Source organism: Sphingomonas sp. SORGH_AS_0789, from assembly GCF_031453055.1.
GTDB lineage: Bacteria > Pseudomonadota > Alphaproteobacteria > Sphingomonadales > Sphingomonadaceae > Sphingomonas.
This window is the reverse complement of the sequence record NZ_JAVIYV010000001.1, coordinates 1,341,928-1,359,561: the sequence shown is the minus strand read 5'-3', so window position 1 is coordinate 1,359,561 and position 17,634 is coordinate 1,341,928. Positions and strand designations below refer to the sequence as shown.

The following is a 17,634-nucleotide window of genomic DNA, read 5'->3' as shown; positions in this document are numbered from 1 at the left end:
CTCCTTTTGCGCATCGTTGATGTAGACCATCGGCCCATGGGGTTCGATATTGAACGCTTCACGGCGATGGGCGGCTTTGGCGGCCATGGACGGCATCTGGGGATGCAGTACCGGACGCATGGGGACGACTGGGCGGAGCTGGCTTTGCCCTATGGCGCGCGGCTGATCGGCGATCCGGCCAGCGGGGTCATCGCCTCGGGCCCGATCGTCGCGATGATGGACATGGCGACCAGCCTGTCGGTCTGGCTGAAGCGCGGCGCGTTCGAGGCGCATGTGACGGTCGACCTGCGCGTCGACTATCTGCGCCCCGCCGTGCCGGAGCGGACCGTGATCGGGCGCGGCGAATGCTATCGCATCACCCACAGCATCGCCTTCGTCCGGGGCATCGCGCATGACGGCGATCCCGACGATCCGGTGGCGCATGTCGCGGGGACCTTCATGCGGCTGAACGCGGGGGTGGAGGCATGACCCCGCCGCGTACCGCGATCGGCACGCAGATGGTGCTGCCGCCCTATGCCGAGTGGCTGGGCTGTTCGATCGAATGGGTCGAAGAGGTGCCGGAACTGGTGATGCCGTTCGGCGACCATGTGATGGGCTGGCCGGGGCTGCTTCAGGGCGGCGCGATCGCGGGGCTGCTGGAGGTGGCGGGGATCGCCGCGCTGACCCATCGCCTGTCCCTGGAGGGGGCGGCGCGGATCAAGCCGGTGACGGTGACGACCGATTATCTGCGCACGGGCCGCGACCATCCGACCCGCGCGGTCGGCACCATCCTGCGCCTGGGCCAGCGGATCGCCAATGTCGAGGCGACCGCCTGGCAGGAGGATCGCGACCGGCCGATCGCGACCGCGCGGCTGAACTACCGCATCCTGCGCGACTGAGGCTTGGCCAGCGCCTGCCGGATCGCGGCATCGGCGACCGGCGCCATCGCGGCATAGCCCGCCGCATTGGGATGCACTCCGTCGGTGCCATAAGCGGGGTTCAGCGCGTCGCCGACATGCAGCACCGACCAGTAATCGGCATAGGTCGCGCCGATGCGCGCGGCATAGGCCTTCAGCCAGCCGTTCATCGCGGCGATGCGCGGGGCCGGGTTCACCCCCGGCTTCCACTCGAAATGATCGGCGGGCGGGATCGAGGCCAGGATCACCCGAATGCCATGCGCCTGCGCCAGCTCGACCATCGACATGATGTTGCCCTGCACCTGTGCATCGGTCGTCGGGCCGGTATTGCCCGCAATGTCGTTGGTGCCCGCCATGATCTGCACGACCGAAGGCTTCAGGTCGATCACGTCCTGCCGAAAGCGCAGCAGCATCTGCGAGGTGGTCTGCCCGCTGATCCCGCGCCCGATCCGGCCGGGGGTGAAGAAGCCGGGCGCGCGATCGACCCAGTTCTGGGTGATCGAATCGCCCATGAAGACGATGCGCGGACGGCCCGGCACCGGTGCGGCGAGCGTCGCATTGTCGTCGCGGTAGCGCGCGAGATAGCCGAAGTCGTTGTGCAGCCGCTCCTCCCATTCGCGCGCCCAGCGCTGGCCGTCGGTCTCCTTCACCTGTGCGACGGCGGGCGCGGCCAGGGTCAGCGCGAGCAGCGCGGCCAGGGTGAGGCGGCTCACGGACGCAGGTCCGCGCCGGTGGCGGTGACGTTCCAGCCGCGCAGCGTGACGCTGGGCCTGTCCGCCTTGGCGGTGGGGTAGCGGACTTCGATCACGCGGCTTTCTCCCGGCAACAGGGTGACGTAATTGTCGCTGAAATAGGCGGGCAGGACCTGGGTCCCGTCGGCATTCATCACGGTCAGCTTGGTCTCGATCGCAGGGACCGTGCCGCTGTTGGTCAGGGTGACGTTGGCGAGCGTCTCCTCCCCCTGCCCCTGCAACGCCGTGCTGGCCGTGACCGTCGCCGCGCCCATCGTCGTCAGCGCGCGATAGCCCGCATCGTCCTGCGCCTGCCAATAGCTGTTGGTCGACAGCAACTGTCCGCCCGCATCGCTCGCCTCCAGCCGGACGAGCACCGGCCCGCGCTTCATCGCCGAGGCCAGGTCGAGGGTCAGGACCGGCGTCACCCCCTCGGCATTGGCGGCGAGCTTCGTCTCCTGGTCCGATTCGACCCGGCCATCGAGCCCGACGACCCGCGCGCGCACCTGCACGCCCTTCAGCGCATCGCGGGTGTTGTTGACCAGCACGACGCGGTGGTCGGGCAGGTTCATCTGGACATGGATCGGCTCGGCGGCCTTCTTCACGCCGTAGAAGGCGGCATGGGTGTCATAGTCGGACGAGAATATCTGCCACGCCGAGGACGGCCAGGCGGGTTGCGTCATCCACAGCATCCGGCCCGAATTCTCGGTCCAGAGCCCCGCATTCATCCCCTCGAAGATGGCGCGATAGGATTCATATTCCATCATCTGCGCCTTGCGCTCGAAATCCTCGAGCCCGGTGGCGGGGCCGAAGCGGCGTTCGAGCGCGGCGGTGAAGCTCTTGACCGCGCCGTTCCCGGTCTGGTGCCAGTCGTGATAGGCCCAGACATCGCCGATCGGCCAGCGATCCGCCTCGGCCGGGATGGCGCGCTTCCACGCCTCCAGCGTCGGCAGCGAGGGGGTGCCGACCTCGACCGAAAAGCCCTTGGCGAGCGTGGTGAAATAGTCGGCGGGCGGCCGCCAGTCATAGGGCCCCGACCCTTGCAGGTTCACCGCGTTGGACGAAGGCATATAGAGCCGCGTCCCGTCCTCGGCGCGCAGCAGCGTGTCCAGCCCGGTATTGAGGATGGGCTGCGGCACCCCCTCGTTCCGGCCGAACCAGGCGACGATCGAGGGATGGTTGCGATAGCGGCGCACCACGTCCGTCGCGTTGGCGAGGAACAGCTGCGGGTCTTCGGCCTCCATATTGTAATCCTGGGTCGACTCCCAGAAATCGGACAGGACCATCAGGCCATATTCGTCGGCCAGGTCGAAGAAGCTGTCCTCGGTATTCTGCCCCACCCAGTTGCGGACGATGTTGAGATGCGCGTCGCGGTGGAGGCGGAAGAAGGGCTCCAGATGCGCACGGTCGATACGCTTCATGAAGTCGTCCATGCCGATATTGCCGCCGCGCGCCGCGATCCGCACGCCATTGACCCGCAGGACGAGATAGGGGGCGAGGCGCGGATCGTCCTGCACCTTGGCGACCGCCGCCGACTGGGACGCCCCGGGGGTGAAGCTCATCGCCCAGCCATTGGCGGTCTTGCGGATGCCCGCATGGCTGGTGTCGACCACCCGCTGGCCGCCCCGCACCCGGTTGAGGTCCAGCGTCACCCGCTCCAGATCGCCGTCATCGTCGAACAGCGACAGGTCGTACGTCACCTGCCGCATCCCGAAGCGCAGGCCCTTGCTGTCCGACAGCGCGCCGTCGACCGCCGCGGTCAGCGCCAGATCGTGCAGCGCGGGGTCGCCGTAGCCGTTGGGCCACCACAGGCGCGGATTCTTGACCGACAGTTGCGGGAATTCGGACGGCGACAGGACGGCGCGGACCGTCTGGCCCGGCGCGACCGTCACCGGCTTTTCGACCACCACGTCATCGAACACCGCGCGGACGGTCGCCGTCACCGGCGCCTGGCCGTTATTGGTGACGGGCACCGCGATCTCGACATCGGCGACCGAATTGTCGGGCCTGGGCAAGGTCGTGACGACCTGGGGGTCGCCGATCACCGCCGGGCCGGTCGCGGCCAGCGTCACCCCCTGCCACAGCCCGGTATTGCGGTCGCGGACGCTCGGGATCCAGTCCCAGCCCTCGGTCGCGACGAAGGTCGGGCCGTCCATCATCTGGACGCCGCCATTCTCGCCCACGCCCGCCGTCATCGATTCCTCATGCGCCAGGCCGGGATGCGGCGGCGGCGAGACGCGCACCGCAATGGCGTTGCGCCCGGCGGCCAGCGTCACGGGGAAGCGGCCCCGGATGAACGCGCCCTTCATCGTGCCCGCCATCCGGCCGTTGACCCAGACCTCGGCCGAATAGTTCACGCCGTTGAAGGTCAGCCACATCTGCCGCCCGGCGGCTTGCGGAGGCGTGTCGAACTCGGTGCGATACCAATAATCCTGCCGCGCCAGCGTCTCGGGGATCGCCAGATTGTTCAGCCCCACCGCCGGATCGGGATAGACGCCGCGATCGACCAGCGTGGTCAGGACCGTGCCCGGCACGGTCGCGACATACCATTTGTCGGCATCGAAATTGCCCTGCGACAGGTCCGCGCCGCCGGGGCCGACCTTCGCCGCCTCGATCAGCCGCCAGCCATTGACCGCCCATTGCCCGGTCGCGGTGGAGACGAGGGCCGCCGCCTTGGGCTCGGGCTTCGCCGTGCCGCTGGTCGGGATCGGCGCCCTGGACTGGGGCAGGGTCCAGGCATCCTGCGGTGCGGTCTGGCCCTGCATCTGGCGGGTCTGAAAGGGCCAGCTCGGGCTGCCGGTCTGGAGCGCCAGCTTCGCCGGGTCGGGCGCACGCCGCGCGGCGACGCGGATGGCGAGCGGATCGACCGCCTCGCGCACCATGCGGAAATCGATGATCCGGCCCGCGAAGATCGGCTGATAGCTGCGCGGGGCCAGGGTCGCGACACCCGTAACGGGTTCGAGCGACAGGCCGCGCTGCACCACCTGCCGCCCGTTCACGAACAGCCGGACGACCTTGCCGTCATAGCTGGCGGCGATATGCGTCCATTTGTTGCGGTCGGCATCGCCGCCGCCCTGTACCACCCCCGCCTCGGTGACGAGCGCGGGCTGGCCGTCGACCAGCGCGAGATAGCGGCGGGGCCCCCTGGTCGGATCGCCGAAGCCGCCGATCAGCATCGTCGTGCCCTTGCCCGCGACGCTGCGCGGCTGGACCCAGGCGGACAGCGTCCAGGTGGCGGCGGCCACCGGCGTCGTCTCGATCGCGCGGGCGTAGGAATCGCCCCCCGGCGGCAGGTCCGCATTGATCGGGCCCAATGGCTGGGCGGGGGGAGACGCGGGAGCCGTCTGCGCGGATACGCCCAGGCTCCAGCATAGCGCCGTCATCGATGCCAGAGCCCCTATCGCCCTTGCCGCCGCCACGCTCATGCCTGCTCCCTTTTGAATTGCCGCCGGATAAAGCAAATGAAAAGCCGTAAAGTCAAAGGCTCCGGCGTTGCTCAACCCCCGAAGCGCGCAATCGCCGCATCGATGCCGTTCCAAACCTGTGCAAGCTGTTCCGGGGTGATCGAAAAAGGCGGCATGACATAGATGGTGTTGCCCATCGGCCGGACGAGCAGATCGGCCTCGCGGAAATGCGCGAGCAGCCGGGGGGCCAGGTCGGAGAGATAGTCCTGCCCCGCGCCCAGTTCGAACGCGGCGATGGTGCCCAGTTGGCGGGGGCTGTGGACCGCCGCCCGGTCCGCGATTCCCCCCAGATGCGCGGCCTGCGCCGCCGCCAGCGCATCGATGCGGTCCTGCACCGGCTCGTCGCGCCAGATCGCCAGATTGGCCGCCGCCGCCGCGCAGGCGATGGGGTTGGCGGTATAGCTGGAGGAGTGGAAGAACTGCTTCGACCGATCGCTCTCCGACCAATGCGCCTGGAAGATCGGCTCGGTCGCCAGCGTCACAGCCAGCGGCACCGCACCGCCGGTCAGCCCCTTGGACAGACACAGAATGTCGGGCACCACCCCCGCCTGGTCGCAGGCGAACAGCGTGCCGGTGCGGCCCCATCCGGTCATCACCTCATCGGCGATGAACAGCACGCCATGGGCCGCGCAGATCTCGCGCATCGCGGCCAGCGTTTCGGGGGCATAGAGCAGCATTCCGCCCGCCCCCAGCACCAGCGGCTCGACGATGAACGCCGCCGCGCCCGCCCGGCACTCCGCCTCCAGCGCGTCGAGCGTGGCCTGCACATCGCTGGGAAAGGGAATGGTGCCGACGTCGAAGAGCAGCGGCGCATAGGCGCGGTTGTACACGCCGCGCGCGCCGACCGACATCGCGCCGATCGTGTCGCCGTGATAGCTGTGCTCGAGGACCAGGATGCGGTGGCGCGGCGCGCCCCGGTTGAGCCAGTAACCCAGCGCCATCTTCAGCGCGACCTCGACCGCCGTCGAGCCCGAGTCGGAGAAGAAGACCCGCGTCAGCTCCGGCGGGGTGATCCGCACCAGCTCGGCGGCGACCGTCTCGGCGGGGTCATGGGTCCAGCCCGCGAAGATGATCTGGTCGAGCTTGCCAGCCTGCTCGGCGATGGCGGCGCTGATGCGCGGATGGTTGTGGCCGTGTGTCGTCACCCACCAGCTGGAGATGGCGTCGATCACCTGCCGCCCGTCGACCGTGGTCAGCACCGCGCCGGAAGCGGTGGCGACACGCGGAATCGGCTCGCCCAGCCCATGCTGGGTAAAGGGATGCCAGACGGGCGAGGTCATCGGAAATCCGCGACGTCGAAATTGGCAGCGAAAGCCTCTGCCAGCGTCTCGCGGGTCAGCTCGGCAAGGCGCGGCAGGCGGCCGAGCCGCTTCACCCCGCCGATCGCGGCGATGGTCGCCTCGCTATCCTCGACGCCCTCACCGACAAAGGCGATCCCCAGGATCGGCACGCCGCGCGACCGCAGCGCCTCGATCGACAACAGGCTGTGGTTGATCGTCCCCAGCCCGGTCCGCGCGACCAGCACCACCGGCCGCCCCCAATGCGCGAACAGGTCGGCGAACAGCAGCTGCCGGGTGACGGGCACCAGCACGCCCCCCGCCCCCTCGGCGACCAGCGGTCCGTCGACCTGCGGCAGCGCGAGGCGTGCGCGGTCGATCTCCACCCCGTCAATCTCGGCGGCGCGGTGCGGCGAGCACGGCGTCTTCAGCCGATAGGCGGAGGGCAGGACCGGACGGCCGCTGAGCCGTGCCACCGTCTCGGCATCGCCATGCCCGTCCTCGTCGGTGCCCGCCTGGACGGGTTTCCAATAGCTCGCCCCCAGCGCAGCCGTCAGCGCGGCGGAAAAGACGGTCTTGCCGATCTCGGTATCAGTGCCGGTGACGATGACGGTGCTCATGCCAGAACCTCCTGCAATGCCTGGTCGAGGGCGAGGATGTCCGCCGCCTCGACATTGAGGGTGATCGACAGCCGCAGCCGCGCCGCGCCCACCGGCACGGTCGGCGGGCGGATGCCGCGAATGTCGAAGCCGCGCGCCTGCAATGCCTGCGCCGCGCGCATCGTCCGGCCATTGTCGCCCAGGATCAGCGGCATGATCGGCGTGCCCCGTGCGGAGGCGCCATGCCTTGCCAGATGCTCGCCCGCCAGCGCGATCCGTGCGTGGAGCGCCGCCCGCCGCTCGGGCTCTTCGGCCAGGATGCGCAAGGACTCGCGCACCCCGCGTGCCATCAGCGGCGAGGGCGCGGTGGAGAAGATGAACCCCCGCCCGCGATTGACCAGATAGTCGCGCAGGATGGCGGGTCCGGCGACCAGCGCGCCCTCGCACCCCATCGCCTTGCCACAGGTATGCAGCGTCACCACCCGCTCGCCGGGCGACGAAAGCCCCTGTCCCCGTTCGCCGAAGACGCCGGTGGCATGCGCCTCGTCCACCACCAGCATCGCGTCGTGCCGCTCGGCGACCGCCATCAGGTCGGCCAGCGGGGCGGTGTCGCCGTCCATGCTGTAGAGGCTTTCGACCGCGATCCAGGGCGTGCCCTTGCCGCCCTGCGCGCGCCAGGTCCGAATCGCCTGCTCGAACGCGCCCGCGTCGTTATGCGCCGCCGCCACCGAGGTCGCGCGCGACAGCGTCATCCCCTCATGCATGCTGGCATGGACCAGCGCATCATGGACGATCAGGTCGCCGCGCTGCGGCAGCGTCGCCATGATCGCGACATTGGCGGTATAGCCCGAGGAGAAATAAAGGCTCGCCTCCGCACCGAAAAAGGCGGCGGCTTCGGTTTCCAGCGCCTCATGCTCGGGGTGGTTGCCACGCAGCAGCCGCGAGCCGCCCGAGCCGACGGGCACGCCCTGCTCGATCGCCCGCGCCATCGCGGCGGCGAGGCGGGGGCTGTTTGCGAGACCCAGATAATCGTTGGAAGCGAAGTCCTTGCCCGCCATCGGGGCCAGCACCCGCAATCGGTCCCGCGCGGCCAACCGGGCCAGATCGGCGCGATGAAAGTCCAGCATGGGGGCTCCGTATCGCGCTTGATGCGTGAGCGAAACCCGGAATGGTCGGGGATTCCCTTGGCCTTCGACTTCGCTCAGGCTGAACGGATGTTGGGAGGCTGGCCTTCAATACTCCAGCCGTTCAGCCTGAGCGAAGTCGAAGGCCACGCCCCTCCCGCGTCAAACAGGCTCCGCCAAAGTCACGATCGAAACCCCCGGCGTCATCGGCGCGCGGCCGACCAGATGTCGTTCCAGCCGGAAGATCGCCTCGAACGCCTTGTTGAGCGGCGCAGGGGGGGGCGAGTCGTCGCTGTCGTCGCGGCCCGTCAGCCGCCCGGCGATGCGTGCGGCGGCGGCGAGTGGGAAGAGCAGCGAGTTGAAATAGGTCAGCTTGCGGGGGCGCAGCCCCGCCTTCTCGATCGCCGACACCAGAGTCGCCTTGGAATAGCGGCGATGGTGGTGGTTCACCACGTCATGCGCCGACCACATCCATTGATGCGCGGGCACCGCGATCAGGATCTTGCCGCCCGGCTTCAGGCAGGACTTCATCGCGGCGAGCGCGGCGACATCGTCCTCGATATGCTCGACCACGTCGAGCACCGCGATCAGGTCATAGGCGCCCCGCTCGATCCCCGGCAGTTCGGGCAGGGGGGCGGCGCCCACCGGCTTGCCGAGTCGCTCCGATGCGATCTCACGCGCGGCGGGATCGATCTCGATCGCGTCGACCGTGCCGAAACCGGCCAGCATCGGCAGGTTGTGCCCGGTGCCGCAGCCGATCTCCAGGATGCGCGCCTCGCCCGGCAGCTTGCCATAGCGGGTCAGATAATCGGCCAGGATGTCGCGGCGCGCGCGATACCACCAATGGGTGGAATCATGCGCGGCCATGCGGTCGTAAACGATACGGTCCATGAACTTATCCGAAGACCCATTGGCGGTTGAGCGCGAAGGTCGCGATCGGCGTGATCGTGACCACCGGGATCAGCGCGACCCAGGGTTGTTGATGCAGAAGCCCGGTGGCGATCCACGTGAAGACCGCATTCAGCACAAGTCCAAAGCCTTGTACCACCAGGAATTTCAGATGCTGCCGCCCGCTGGAATCGCGGGTGCCGTGCCCGCGAAAGCTCCACGCGCTGTGCAGGAAGAAGCCGAAGATCACCGCGACCAGAAAGGCGGGCGGCACCGCCAGCACCGCCTTGTCATGCGGCAGGACCCAGGACGTCAGCGGTAGATAGACCGCCGAATAGACGACCGTCGACAGCCCGCCCGCAATGCCGAAGCGGATCAGCTGGCCCAGCATCCCGCTGTCCCGCCACCGCCCGATCCGCTGCTGAAGAGTCGCCACGCCGCCGTCTTGCCCTTTACGTCGCCCGCGATAGAGCGGAGCCCGAAGTCCTGCGCCTTAGGCCGCAGGCGGTTATGAGGGAAGCGTCTTTGGAACGTCTGAAGGGCGAGATCGACCGCAACTGGCGGCAATGGGTCATGGTCGCCTGGGTCGCGATCGCCGCCTGGTACGTCTATGACCGCTGGGGCCAAATCCGCTGGTGGTCGCTGGGCGACACCGACGACAATATGCGGCTGATGCAGGTGCGCGCCTGGATGGCGGGGCAGGGCTGGTACGATCTGCGCCAGTACCGGATGAACCCGCCGGTCGGATTCGACATCCATTGGAGCCGCATCGTCGACCTGCCCATCGCGGGGCTGATCCTGTTCTTTCGCCTGTTTACCACCCCCGCCTGGGCCGAGCGGCTGGCCTGCGGGATCGCGCCGACCATCCCCCTGTCGATCGCGATGCTGGGAATCGCGGCGACGATGCGCCGCTTGATCGCGCCCTATGCCTGGCCGCTGGGGATCGCGCTGCTCTATTGCGCGGGCTCGACCCAGTTGATGTTCATGCCGATGCGCATCGACCATCACGGATGGCAGCTGGCGATGCTGGCGGTCACGGTCGCCGGGCTGTGCGATCCGCAGGCGCGGCGCGGCGGCGCGCTGGTCGGCCTGGCCAGCGCGGTGTCGCTGTCGATCGGGCTGGAGATGCTGCCCTATGCCGCGATGGCGGGGACGATCCTGACGCTGCGCTGGGTCTGGGACCGGGACGAGGCGTCGCGGCTGGCGGTCTATGCGCTGACGCTCGGCGGGGGAAGCGCGGCGGGGTTCGCCGCCTTTGCCTCCAACGCCAATTACGCGATGCGCTGCGACGCGCTGACCCCGGTCTGGCTGTCGGTGACGGTGGTGGCGGGGGCATTGCTGTTCCTGCTGGCGCGGATCAACCCCGAGTCGCGCGCCGCGCGGCTGGGCCTTGCCGTGCTGGCGGGCGCGGTGATCGCGGGCGGCTTCGCCTGGCGCTTTCCGCAATGCCTGACCCGGCCCGAACAGGTCAGCCCCGAGTTGCAGCGCAACTGGCTGAACAATGTCCGCGAGGCCAAGCCGATCTACAAGCATCCGCTGCGTATCGCGCTGCCCATGGTCATCATGCCGATCATCGGGATGATCGGGGCGATCGTCGCGGCGGTGCGGCGGCGCACGATCGGGTGGACCGCGATCGCGCTGTTCACCACCTTCGCCTGCGCCATGCTGTTGTGGCAGGCGCGCGCGGCTCCGGCGGCGCAGATGCTGGCGGTGCCGGGCGTCGCGGCGCTGCTCTGGATCATCCTGCCCTGGATCAACCGCCTGCCCTCGCCGCTGCTGCGCGTGCCGGTGATGGTCGCGGCGATCCTGGTGCCGAGCGGCATCGCCACCGCGCTGATCTTCAACCACCTGCCGGTCGGGCAGGCCAATGCCTATGCCGCGCGGGTCAACCGCGCCACGGGGCAGTGCGTGCGCACCTCGGTGCTGGCGCGGCTCAACGCCTATCCGGCGGCGACGGTCTTCACCTTCGTCGATCTGGGGCCGCGACTGATCGTGACCACCCATCATGACGCGATCGCGGGCCCCTATCACCGCAACGGCGACGCGATCCTGGACGTGCAGCACGCCTTTCAGGGCGGGGAGGCGCAGGCGCGCGCGATCATGAAGCGGCACGGCGCGACGCTGTTGCTGCTATGCCCCGACATGTCCGAGTCGACCAACTACCGCGCGCGGGCGCCGGGGGGCTTTTACGACCGGATGGCGCATGGCTGGGTGCCGGACTGGCTGACCCCGCTGCCGCTGCCCAAGGGATCGCCGCTGCGGCTGTATCGGATCGATTGATCCGCTTGCGGGGCGGTGGCAGGCCGTCGGGCCTGACGGAAGGGGGCGGCCTCATGGGACACGCCCCCTCCACGGTCTTCCTCCCCTGGCCGGGGAGGAATGCCATCACTTCAGGCTGGCGGTGACCCCGTCGATCACGAACTGCACCGCCAGCGCTGCGAGCAGCACGCCCAGCACGCGGGTGATGACCGCCTCGATCTTGGCGCCCAGCAGCCGCATCAGCGGCCCCGCCGCCAGCAAGGCGACCAGCGTCAGGAGCAGGATCGTCACCATCGCGCCCAGCACGACCAGCGACGCCTCCAGCCCCTGATTGCGGCTCATCAGCAGCATGACGGTCGCGATCGACCCGGGACCTGCGATCATCGGCATCGCCATGGGGAAGATCGACACATCCTCCGCCTCGTGCGGATCGTCGGCGACCTTGGCCGCGCGGTCCTCGCGCCGTTGGGTACGCTTCTCGAACACCATCTCCAGCGCGATCAGGAACAGCATGATGCCGCCCGCGATGCGGAAGGCGGGCATCTCGATGCCGAGCCCGTGGAGCAGCGCCTCGCCGAACAGCGCGAAGACGAACAGGATGACCGAGGCGACCATGACCGCGCGGATCGCCATGGCGCGGCGGTGCTGCGGCGTCGCCCCCGCCGACAGGCCCGCATAGATCGGCGCGCAGCCCGGCGGATCGATCACCACGAAGAAGGTGATCAGCGACGAGATGAAGAGTTCGAGCACCGGCTCAGAGCGCCGTCTGGTCGATCGCGACGCCCTCGCGCCGTCCCGCCGACACCAGCGTGTTGCGCAGCAGGACCGCGATCGTCATCGGCCCGACGCCGCCCGGCACCGGGGTGATCGCGCCCGCCCGCGCGGCGGCGGCGTCATATTCGACATCGCCGACCAGGCCCGTCTCGGTCCGGTTGATGCCGACGTCGATGACGCTGGCGCCGGGCTTGATCCATTCGCCCTTGACCAGACCCGGCACGCCCACCGCCGCCACGACGATATCGGCGCGGCCGACCACCTCGGGCAGATTGCGGGTGCGGCTGTGCGCGACCGTCACGGTGCAGCTTTCGCCCAGCAGCAGCTGCGCCATCGGCTTGCCGACGATGTTCGAGCGGCCGACGACCACCGCGTCCATCCCCGACAGGCTGGGGTGGATGCTCTTGAGCAGCATCAGGCAGCCGAGCGGGGTGCAGGGCACGAAGCCCTCGACACCCGTCGCCAGCCGCCCGGCATTGACCGGGTGGAAGCCGTCGACATCCTTGTCGGGGTCGATCGCCTGGATCACCGCCTGCGCGTCGATCTGGCCGGGCAGCGGCAGCTGGACGAGGATGCCGTCGACGGTCGGGTCCTGATTGAGCTGTTCGACCAGCGTCAGCAGGGTCGCCTGGTCGGTATCGGCGGGCAGGCGATGCTCGAAGCTCTCCATCCCCGCCTCGCGCGTCGCCTTGCCCTTGGACCGGACATAGACGCTGGAGGCCGGGTCCTCGCCGACAAGGACGACGGCCAGCCCCGGCGCGCGGCCGGTGGCGTCGCGGAAGGTCGCGACCTGGGTGGCAATACGGGTGCGGAGGCCGGCGGCGAACGCCTTGCCGTCGATGATCGTGGCGCTGGTCATTGGGGTAATTGGGGTCATGGCGCACCGCCATAAAGCGCCTCGGCCAGACGCGCCAGTGCGTCCGGGTCCCCGGCGATGTGAAGGCGCTTCAATCGCGCCGTCTCGCCCGCCACGATCGTCACCGCGCGCTTGGCCACGCCGAAATGCTTGGCGACCAGCGGGACCAGCGCCGCATTGGCCGCGCCGTCGACCGGGGGGGCGGACAGCCGCGCGGCGAAATGCGCGTCGGTGCCGCTGGTCAGCGCATCACGCCCGCCGCGCGGGGTGACGCGCACCGCGATGCGGATACCGTCATCGCAGGGCGACCAGGCGGGCATCAGCCGACGACGACCGCGCCCCCGTACATCTGTTGCGCGATCGCGGCGTTCAGGATCTTGTCGAGGATGATCACCGCGAGCAGCACGACCATCGGCGACAGGTCGAGCGCGCCGAAATCGGGCAGGATGCGCCGGATCGGGCGATAGAGCGGATCGGTCATCTTCTGGAGCGCATACCAGACCGAACGGATGAAATCGTTCGAGGTGTTGATGACGTTGAAGGCGATCAGCCAGGACAGGATCGCCTGAACGATGATCACCCACCAGACGACGTTGAGGAGAATCTGCAAGATCTGAAGGATGAGGACCAACGGAGGGAGCTCCCGATTACAATGGCCCCATATCTAGGGCGGGCGGGGCGTCGGGGCAATCATCGCGCCGTCCGGTCCTGACGCAGGTGGAACGAACCGCCGGTCTGCGCGTCCCGTCGTCATGATTCAGGTGAAGAATCGCCCGGAGGGGCGGCGGCGCTGGGTGAGGATCGCGGTGGGGGTGCTGGTCGCGCTGCCGCTGGTGCTGGTGCTGGTCCTGGCGGTCTTTCCCTGGGGCGTGCTGCGCGGCGCGGTGACGCGCGAGGCGACCGAGCGATTCGGGCGGCCGGTGACGATCGGTTCGGTCCACCGGGTCGACGCGATCGGCTTTCACCCCGTCATCGCGGTCGAGGATCTGCGCATCCCGCAGGCCGACTGGGCGGGCCGCGGCGATTTCGTCCGCCTGTCGCGCGCCGAAATCCGTTTCTCGGTCTGGCCGCTGCTGACAGGCCGTTTCGTGCCTGAGGATATCCGCGTCTCGGGACTGCGGCTGGCGCTGGTCCGCGACAAGCAGGGCCGGACCAACTGGTCGCGCCCCGGCGAGCCCGAGGAGGGGGGCAGCTCCACCGATCTCCAGGGGCTGACCATCACCGACGGCGTGGTCGGATATCGCGACGCCAGGCAGGACCGGACCGCCACGCTGCGCATCGCCGCCGATCCCGACAAGGGCGTGCGGGCCGAGGGCGACGGCACGGTGCGCGGCGCGCCGATCCGCATCGCCTTTACCGGCGCGGCGGTGAAGCCGGGGCGCTGGCCCTTCCAGGCGAAGATCAGCGGCGCCCAATTGTCGATGAAGGCGACCGGCACGATGGCGCGGCCGCTGGATACCGATGCGATGACGCTCGACCTGACGGCCAGGGCCGACGATCTGAAGCGGATCGACGCGGTGATCGAGGCGGGGCTGTTCCAGACCGGCGCCGTCGAACTGGCCGCGCATGTCGAGCATCAACGCCCGCGCTGGACGATCACCGACCTCAAGGGGCGGATCGGGCGGTCCGACCTGAGCGGCCGGCTGACCGTCGACAAGCGGCAGGGGCGCACCATCTTGGACGGCGACGTCACCGCGCGGCAGCTGGATTTCGATGACCTGTCCTCGCCCGAGGGGCTGGCCGAGGCCGCCGCGCTCGAACGGCGGATCGGGCCGCGCCTGGTGCCCAACACCCGGATCGACATCGGCAAGATCGATACGACCGACGGCACCATTGCCTTCCACGTCGGTAGGGTGGTCAGCGCCAAGGGAGCCTCGCCGATCACCGGATTCACCGGGCGGATGGCGATGGACCATCAGCGGCTGACGATCGACCGGATACGCATGACTTTGCGCCAAGGGGTGGTGACCGGCCGCGCGGTGATCGACCAGCGCGGCGGGCGCAAGGTGCCGCAACTGACACTGGACCTGCGGCTGAGCGGGGCGAGCGTCCTGTCGCTGTCGGGCCAGACTGAGATCACCGGACAGGTCGCGGCGCGGGCGAAACTGGCGGGTGCGGGCGAGACGGTACGGGCCGCCATCGGCCGGTCGAACGGGCGGATCGGGCTGGTGGTGGCGAACGGCTCGCTGCCCGATCGCTATGCGGCGGCGCTGGGGTTCGATGCCGGGGCGGCGCTGATGGCGGGATCGTCGGAACGGGCCAATCTGCGCTGCCTGATCGTCGGGGTGGACATGCGGAACGGCACCGGCCGCGCCGATCCGCTGATCGTCGACACCTCGCGCAGCCGGCTGGACGGGACGGGCACCGTCACCTTCCCCGACGAGCGGCTGGCGCTACGGTTGACCGGCGCGCCCAAACAGGGCGGGGTGCTGCGCCTGGCGGGGGCCGCGACGGTAACGGGCACGTTGGAGAAACCCGACCTCGTCATCCCGAAGGAGGTGAAGTCGGTCGGCAATATCTTCAAGTCGATCGGCCGCGCGATCACCGGCGATTCGGGGCCCAAAGCACAGAATGCGGCATGCGGGGCGCTGGCGCGGCAGGTGCTGCGGTAATTTTGCCTCCCCTATCCGCTCCTCCCGCACTCCGTTCGGCCTGAGCGCAGTCGAAGGCCACGCCATCATGCCAGACAAAGGGTTTGCTGGCAGCGGATTCCCTTGGCCTTCGACTTCGCTCAGGCTGAACGGAGCTTGGGATCAGTGCCCCTCGGCCTTGAGCGGCCGGGCCAGCAGCATGCCGATGATGTCCTTCACCGCCGCCCCCTCCAGCAACCGGCACACCGCCGCGCAGACCGGCATGTCGACTCCCGCCTCCATCGCCGCCTGGCGCAGCACGGGGGCGGTGAAGGCGCCTTCCGCCACGGTCCGCCGGTCGGCCAGCAGCTCCGCCGCCGAGCGGCCCTGTCCCAGCCCGACCCCCAGCGAGAAATTGCGCGACGCGGTCGACGAACAGGTCAGCACCAGATCGCCCAGGCCCGACAGCCCGGCCAGCGTCTCGGCACGGCCGCCGCGCGCCAGCCCGAACCGCGTCATCTCGGCAAAGCCGCGCGCGATCAGCGCGGCACGCGCATTCTGGCCCAGCCCCGCCCCCTCCACCACGCCGCAGCCGATGGCGAGGACGTTCTTGATCGCGCCGCCGATCTCCGCCCCCGTCACGTCGTCGGTGGCATAGGGTCGAAAATGCGGCGCGGCGATGCGCGCGGATAGGCGTTCGCGCAGCGCGGGCTCTTCGCAGGCCAGCGTCACCGCGGTCGGCAGCCCCGCCGCCACCTCATGCGCGAAGGTCGGCCCCGACAGCACCGCGATGGGCGCGTCGGGATGGAGCGCGCGGGCGACCTCGCCGACCAGCCGCCGCGTCCCCGCCTCGATCCCCTTGGAGCACAGGACCAGCGGCGTCGCGCCGACCGGCATCGTCGCCAGCACCGCGCCCACCGCCTGGGCGGGCGTGACGACGAGCAGCGCATCCATATCGGCCATGGCCGCCGGATCGCTGACCGCCTCAATGCTCGGCGCCAAGGCGATGTTCGGCAGATAGAGCGGGTTGGCATGGGTGGTGTTGATCGCCTCGGCCACCGCCGGATCACGCGCCCAGATCCGCACCGGCCGGTCGCCATAGGCGGCGACCTGCGCCAGCGCGGTGCCCCAGGCCCCCGCCCCGATCACCCCGATCCTCATGCCTTCACCCCCGCGCCGCGCACCGCCTCGGCCGCCGGATCGAGCGGCCAGCGCGCCCGCGCCGGCGTGTCGAGCGGATCGGTCAGCCCTTCGCGGAACCGCTCGACTCCCGCCCAGGCGATCATCGCGGCATTGTCGGTGCACAGCCAGAGCGGCGGCGCGACGAAGCGCAGGCCATGCTCGGCGGCGAGCGACTCGAGCGCGCCCCGGATCACCCCGTTCGCCGCGACCCCGCCCGCCACGACCAGCGCGGTGACGGGGGGCACCTCGGCCAGCGCGCGGCGGGTGCGGTCGAGCAGGCAATCGACCACCGCCTGCTGGAAGGATGCGGCGATATCCTCCGGCCGGTGATGCCCGACCGCACGCGCGACCGCGCTCTTGAGGCCCGCAAAGGAGAAATGCGGCTCGGCCGCGCCCTTCAGCGGACGGGGCAGCGGCACCGCATAAGGATCGCCCTCGCGCGCCGCCGCCTCGACACGCGGACCGCCGGGATAGCCCAGGCCGAGCAGCTTGGCGGTCTTGTCGAACGCCTCGCCCGCCGCGTCGTCGATCGTCGTCGCCATCCGGCGATAGCGCCCGACGCCCCCGACCAGCAGCAGCTGGCAATGCCCGCCCGACACCAGCAGCAACAGATAGGGATAGGCCAGCTCGCGGTCCGACAGGCGCGGCGACAGGGCGTGGCCCTCCAGATGGTTGACCGCGATCAGCGGCTTGCCCGCCGCATGGGCCAGCGCCTTGCCGGTGACGAGGCCGACCATCACCCCGCCGATCAGCCCGGGTCCGGCGGTCGCGGCGATCGCGTCGACATCGGCCAGGGTCACGCCCGCATCGGCAAAGGCGGCGGCGACCAGCGGCTCCATCGCCTCGACATGCGCGCGCGCGGCGATTTCGGGGACGACGCCGCCGAACGGGGCATGCGCCGCCTCCTGCCCCAGCAGACGATGCGCCAGCACGCGCCCGTCATCGGTGACGAGTGCGGCGGCCGTCTCGTCGCACGAGGATTCCAGTCCCAGGATCAGCATGGCCCACCCCATA

At 69.6% G+C, this 17,634-nt stretch carries 17 protein-coding genes; 4 read left to right on the top strand and 13 right to left on the bottom strand.

What is annotated here, in order from left to right; genetic code table 11:
* The first annotated feature begins 36 nt into the window (after window positions 1-36).
* Together QE360_RS06300 and QE360_RS06295 are read left to right on the top strand one after the other, a co-directional pair.
* Window positions 37-468, top strand: coding sequence for a PaaI family thioesterase (locus tag QE360_RS06300; RefSeq protein WP_309700122.1), 432 nt, complete (start codon window positions 37-39; stop codon window positions 466-468).
* A complete protein-coding gene (locus tag QE360_RS06295) occupies window positions 465-878 on the top strand; it encodes a PaaI family thioesterase (protein WP_307101677.1) in 414 nt (137 codons plus the stop codon). Before QE360_RS06300 ends, QE360_RS06295 begins: the two co-directional genes overlap by 4 nt.
* On the opposite strand, the gene QE360_RS06290 is transcribed toward QE360_RS06295, so the two are convergent.
* The 7 genes from QE360_RS06290 to QE360_RS06260 form a co-directional block, all read right to left on the bottom strand.
* The gene (locus QE360_RS06290) at window positions 857-1,609 is read right to left on the bottom strand and encodes a GDSL-type esterase/lipase family protein (RefSeq protein WP_309700120.1); all 753 of its coding nucleotides are present in this window, start codon (window positions 1,607-1,609) and stop codon (window positions 857-859) included. The genes QE360_RS06295 and QE360_RS06290 overlap by 22 nt on opposite strands.
* Window positions 1,606-5,052, bottom strand: coding sequence for a glycosyl hydrolase 2 galactose-binding domain-containing protein (locus QE360_RS06285; protein WP_309700118.1), 3,447 nt, complete (start codon window positions 5,050-5,052; stop codon window positions 1,606-1,608). Before QE360_RS06285 ends, QE360_RS06290 begins: the two co-directional genes overlap by 4 nt.
* 71 nt (window positions 5,053-5,123) lie before the next feature.
* Complete coding sequence (locus QE360_RS06280) at window positions 5,124-6,371, bottom strand: adenosylmethionine--8-amino-7-oxononanoate transaminase (protein ID WP_309700116.1); 1,248 nt, start codon at window positions 6,369-6,371, stop codon at window positions 5,124-5,126.
* Entirely contained in the window at window positions 6,368-6,988 is a 621-nt protein-coding gene (bioD, locus tag QE360_RS06275; protein ID WP_309700114.1) for a dethiobiotin synthase, read from the bottom strand. Before bioD ends, QE360_RS06280 begins: the two co-directional genes overlap by 4 nt.
* Window positions 6,985-8,094 carry an 8-amino-7-oxononanoate synthase gene (locus QE360_RS06270; protein WP_309700112.1) on the bottom strand — a complete coding sequence of 370 codons (1,110 nt, stop codon included), beginning with the start codon at window positions 8,092-8,094 and terminating at the stop codon, window positions 6,985-6,987. Before QE360_RS06270 ends, bioD begins: the two co-directional genes overlap by 4 nt.
* Window positions 8,095-8,253: 159 nt before the next feature.
* On the bottom strand, window positions 8,254-8,982 hold the full coding sequence (locus QE360_RS06265; protein ID WP_309691219.1) for a class I SAM-dependent methyltransferase: 729 nt from the start codon (window positions 8,980-8,982) through the stop codon (window positions 8,254-8,256).
* 4 nt (window positions 8,983-8,986) lie between these two features.
* Window positions 8,987-9,370 (bottom strand): GtrA family protein, encoded by a 384-nt coding sequence (locus QE360_RS06260; RefSeq protein WP_307104683.1) that lies wholly within the window; start codon window positions 9,368-9,370, stop codon window positions 8,987-8,989.
* A 119-nt stretch (window positions 9,371-9,489) separates the two neighbouring features.
* Between QE360_RS06260 and QE360_RS06255 the strand changes: the two genes are divergently transcribed.
* The gene (locus QE360_RS06255; RefSeq protein ID WP_309700109.1) at window positions 9,490-11,259 is read left to right on the top strand and encodes an AcrB/AcrD/AcrF family protein; all 1,770 of its coding nucleotides are present in this window, start codon (window positions 9,490-9,492) and stop codon (window positions 11,257-11,259) included.
* Between the two features lie 105 nt (window positions 11,260-11,364).
* Here QE360_RS06255 and QE360_RS06250 read toward each other — a convergent pair whose 3' ends face one another.
* The 4 genes from QE360_RS06250 to QE360_RS06235 are packed head-to-tail and all read right to left on the bottom strand — an operon-like array spanning window position 11,365 to window position 13,499.
* The gene (locus QE360_RS06250; RefSeq protein WP_307101691.1) at window positions 11,365-11,988 is read right to left on the bottom strand and encodes a MarC family protein; all 624 of its coding nucleotides are present in this window, start codon (window positions 11,986-11,988) and stop codon (window positions 11,365-11,367) included.
* 4 nt (window positions 11,989-11,992) lie between these two features.
* A complete protein-coding gene (folD, locus tag QE360_RS06245) occupies window positions 11,993-12,889 on the bottom strand; it encodes a bifunctional methylenetetrahydrofolate dehydrogenase/methenyltetrahydrofolate cyclohydrolase FolD (RefSeq protein WP_307101694.1) in 897 nt (298 codons plus the stop codon).
* Entirely contained in the window at window positions 12,886-13,188 is a 303-nt protein-coding gene (locus tag QE360_RS06240) for a DUF167 family protein (RefSeq protein WP_309691228.1), read from the bottom strand. The genes folD and QE360_RS06240 overlap by 4 nt, the downstream gene beginning before the upstream one ends.
* Window positions 13,188-13,499, bottom strand: coding sequence for a YggT family protein (locus QE360_RS06235; RefSeq protein WP_309700106.1), 312 nt, complete (start codon window positions 13,497-13,499; stop codon window positions 13,188-13,190). The genes QE360_RS06240 and QE360_RS06235 overlap by 1 nt, the downstream gene beginning before the upstream one ends.
* Before the next feature lie 121 nt (window positions 13,500-13,620).
* On the opposite strand from QE360_RS06235, the gene QE360_RS06230 reads away from it, so the two are divergent.
* Window positions 13,621-15,480: an AsmA family protein gene (locus tag QE360_RS06230; protein ID WP_309700104.1), complete on the top strand. Its 1,860-nt coding sequence runs from the start codon at window positions 13,621-13,623 to the stop codon at window positions 15,478-15,480.
* A 141-nt stretch (window positions 15,481-15,621) separates the two neighbouring features.
* On the opposite strand, the gene QE360_RS06225 is transcribed toward QE360_RS06230, so the two are convergent.
* Together QE360_RS06225 and tsaD are read right to left on the bottom strand one after the other, a co-directional pair.
* Entirely contained in the window at window positions 15,622-16,599 is a 978-nt protein-coding gene (locus QE360_RS06225; RefSeq protein WP_309700102.1) for an NAD(P)H-dependent glycerol-3-phosphate dehydrogenase, read from the bottom strand.
* Window positions 16,596-17,621, bottom strand: a complete 1,026-nt coding sequence (gene tsaD / locus QE360_RS06220; RefSeq protein ID WP_309700100.1) for a tRNA (adenosine(37)-N6)-threonylcarbamoyltransferase complex transferase subunit TsaD — start codon at window positions 17,619-17,621, stop codon at window positions 16,596-16,598. Before tsaD ends, QE360_RS06225 begins: the two co-directional genes overlap by 4 nt.
* Window positions 17,622-17,634: the final 13 nt, after the last annotated feature.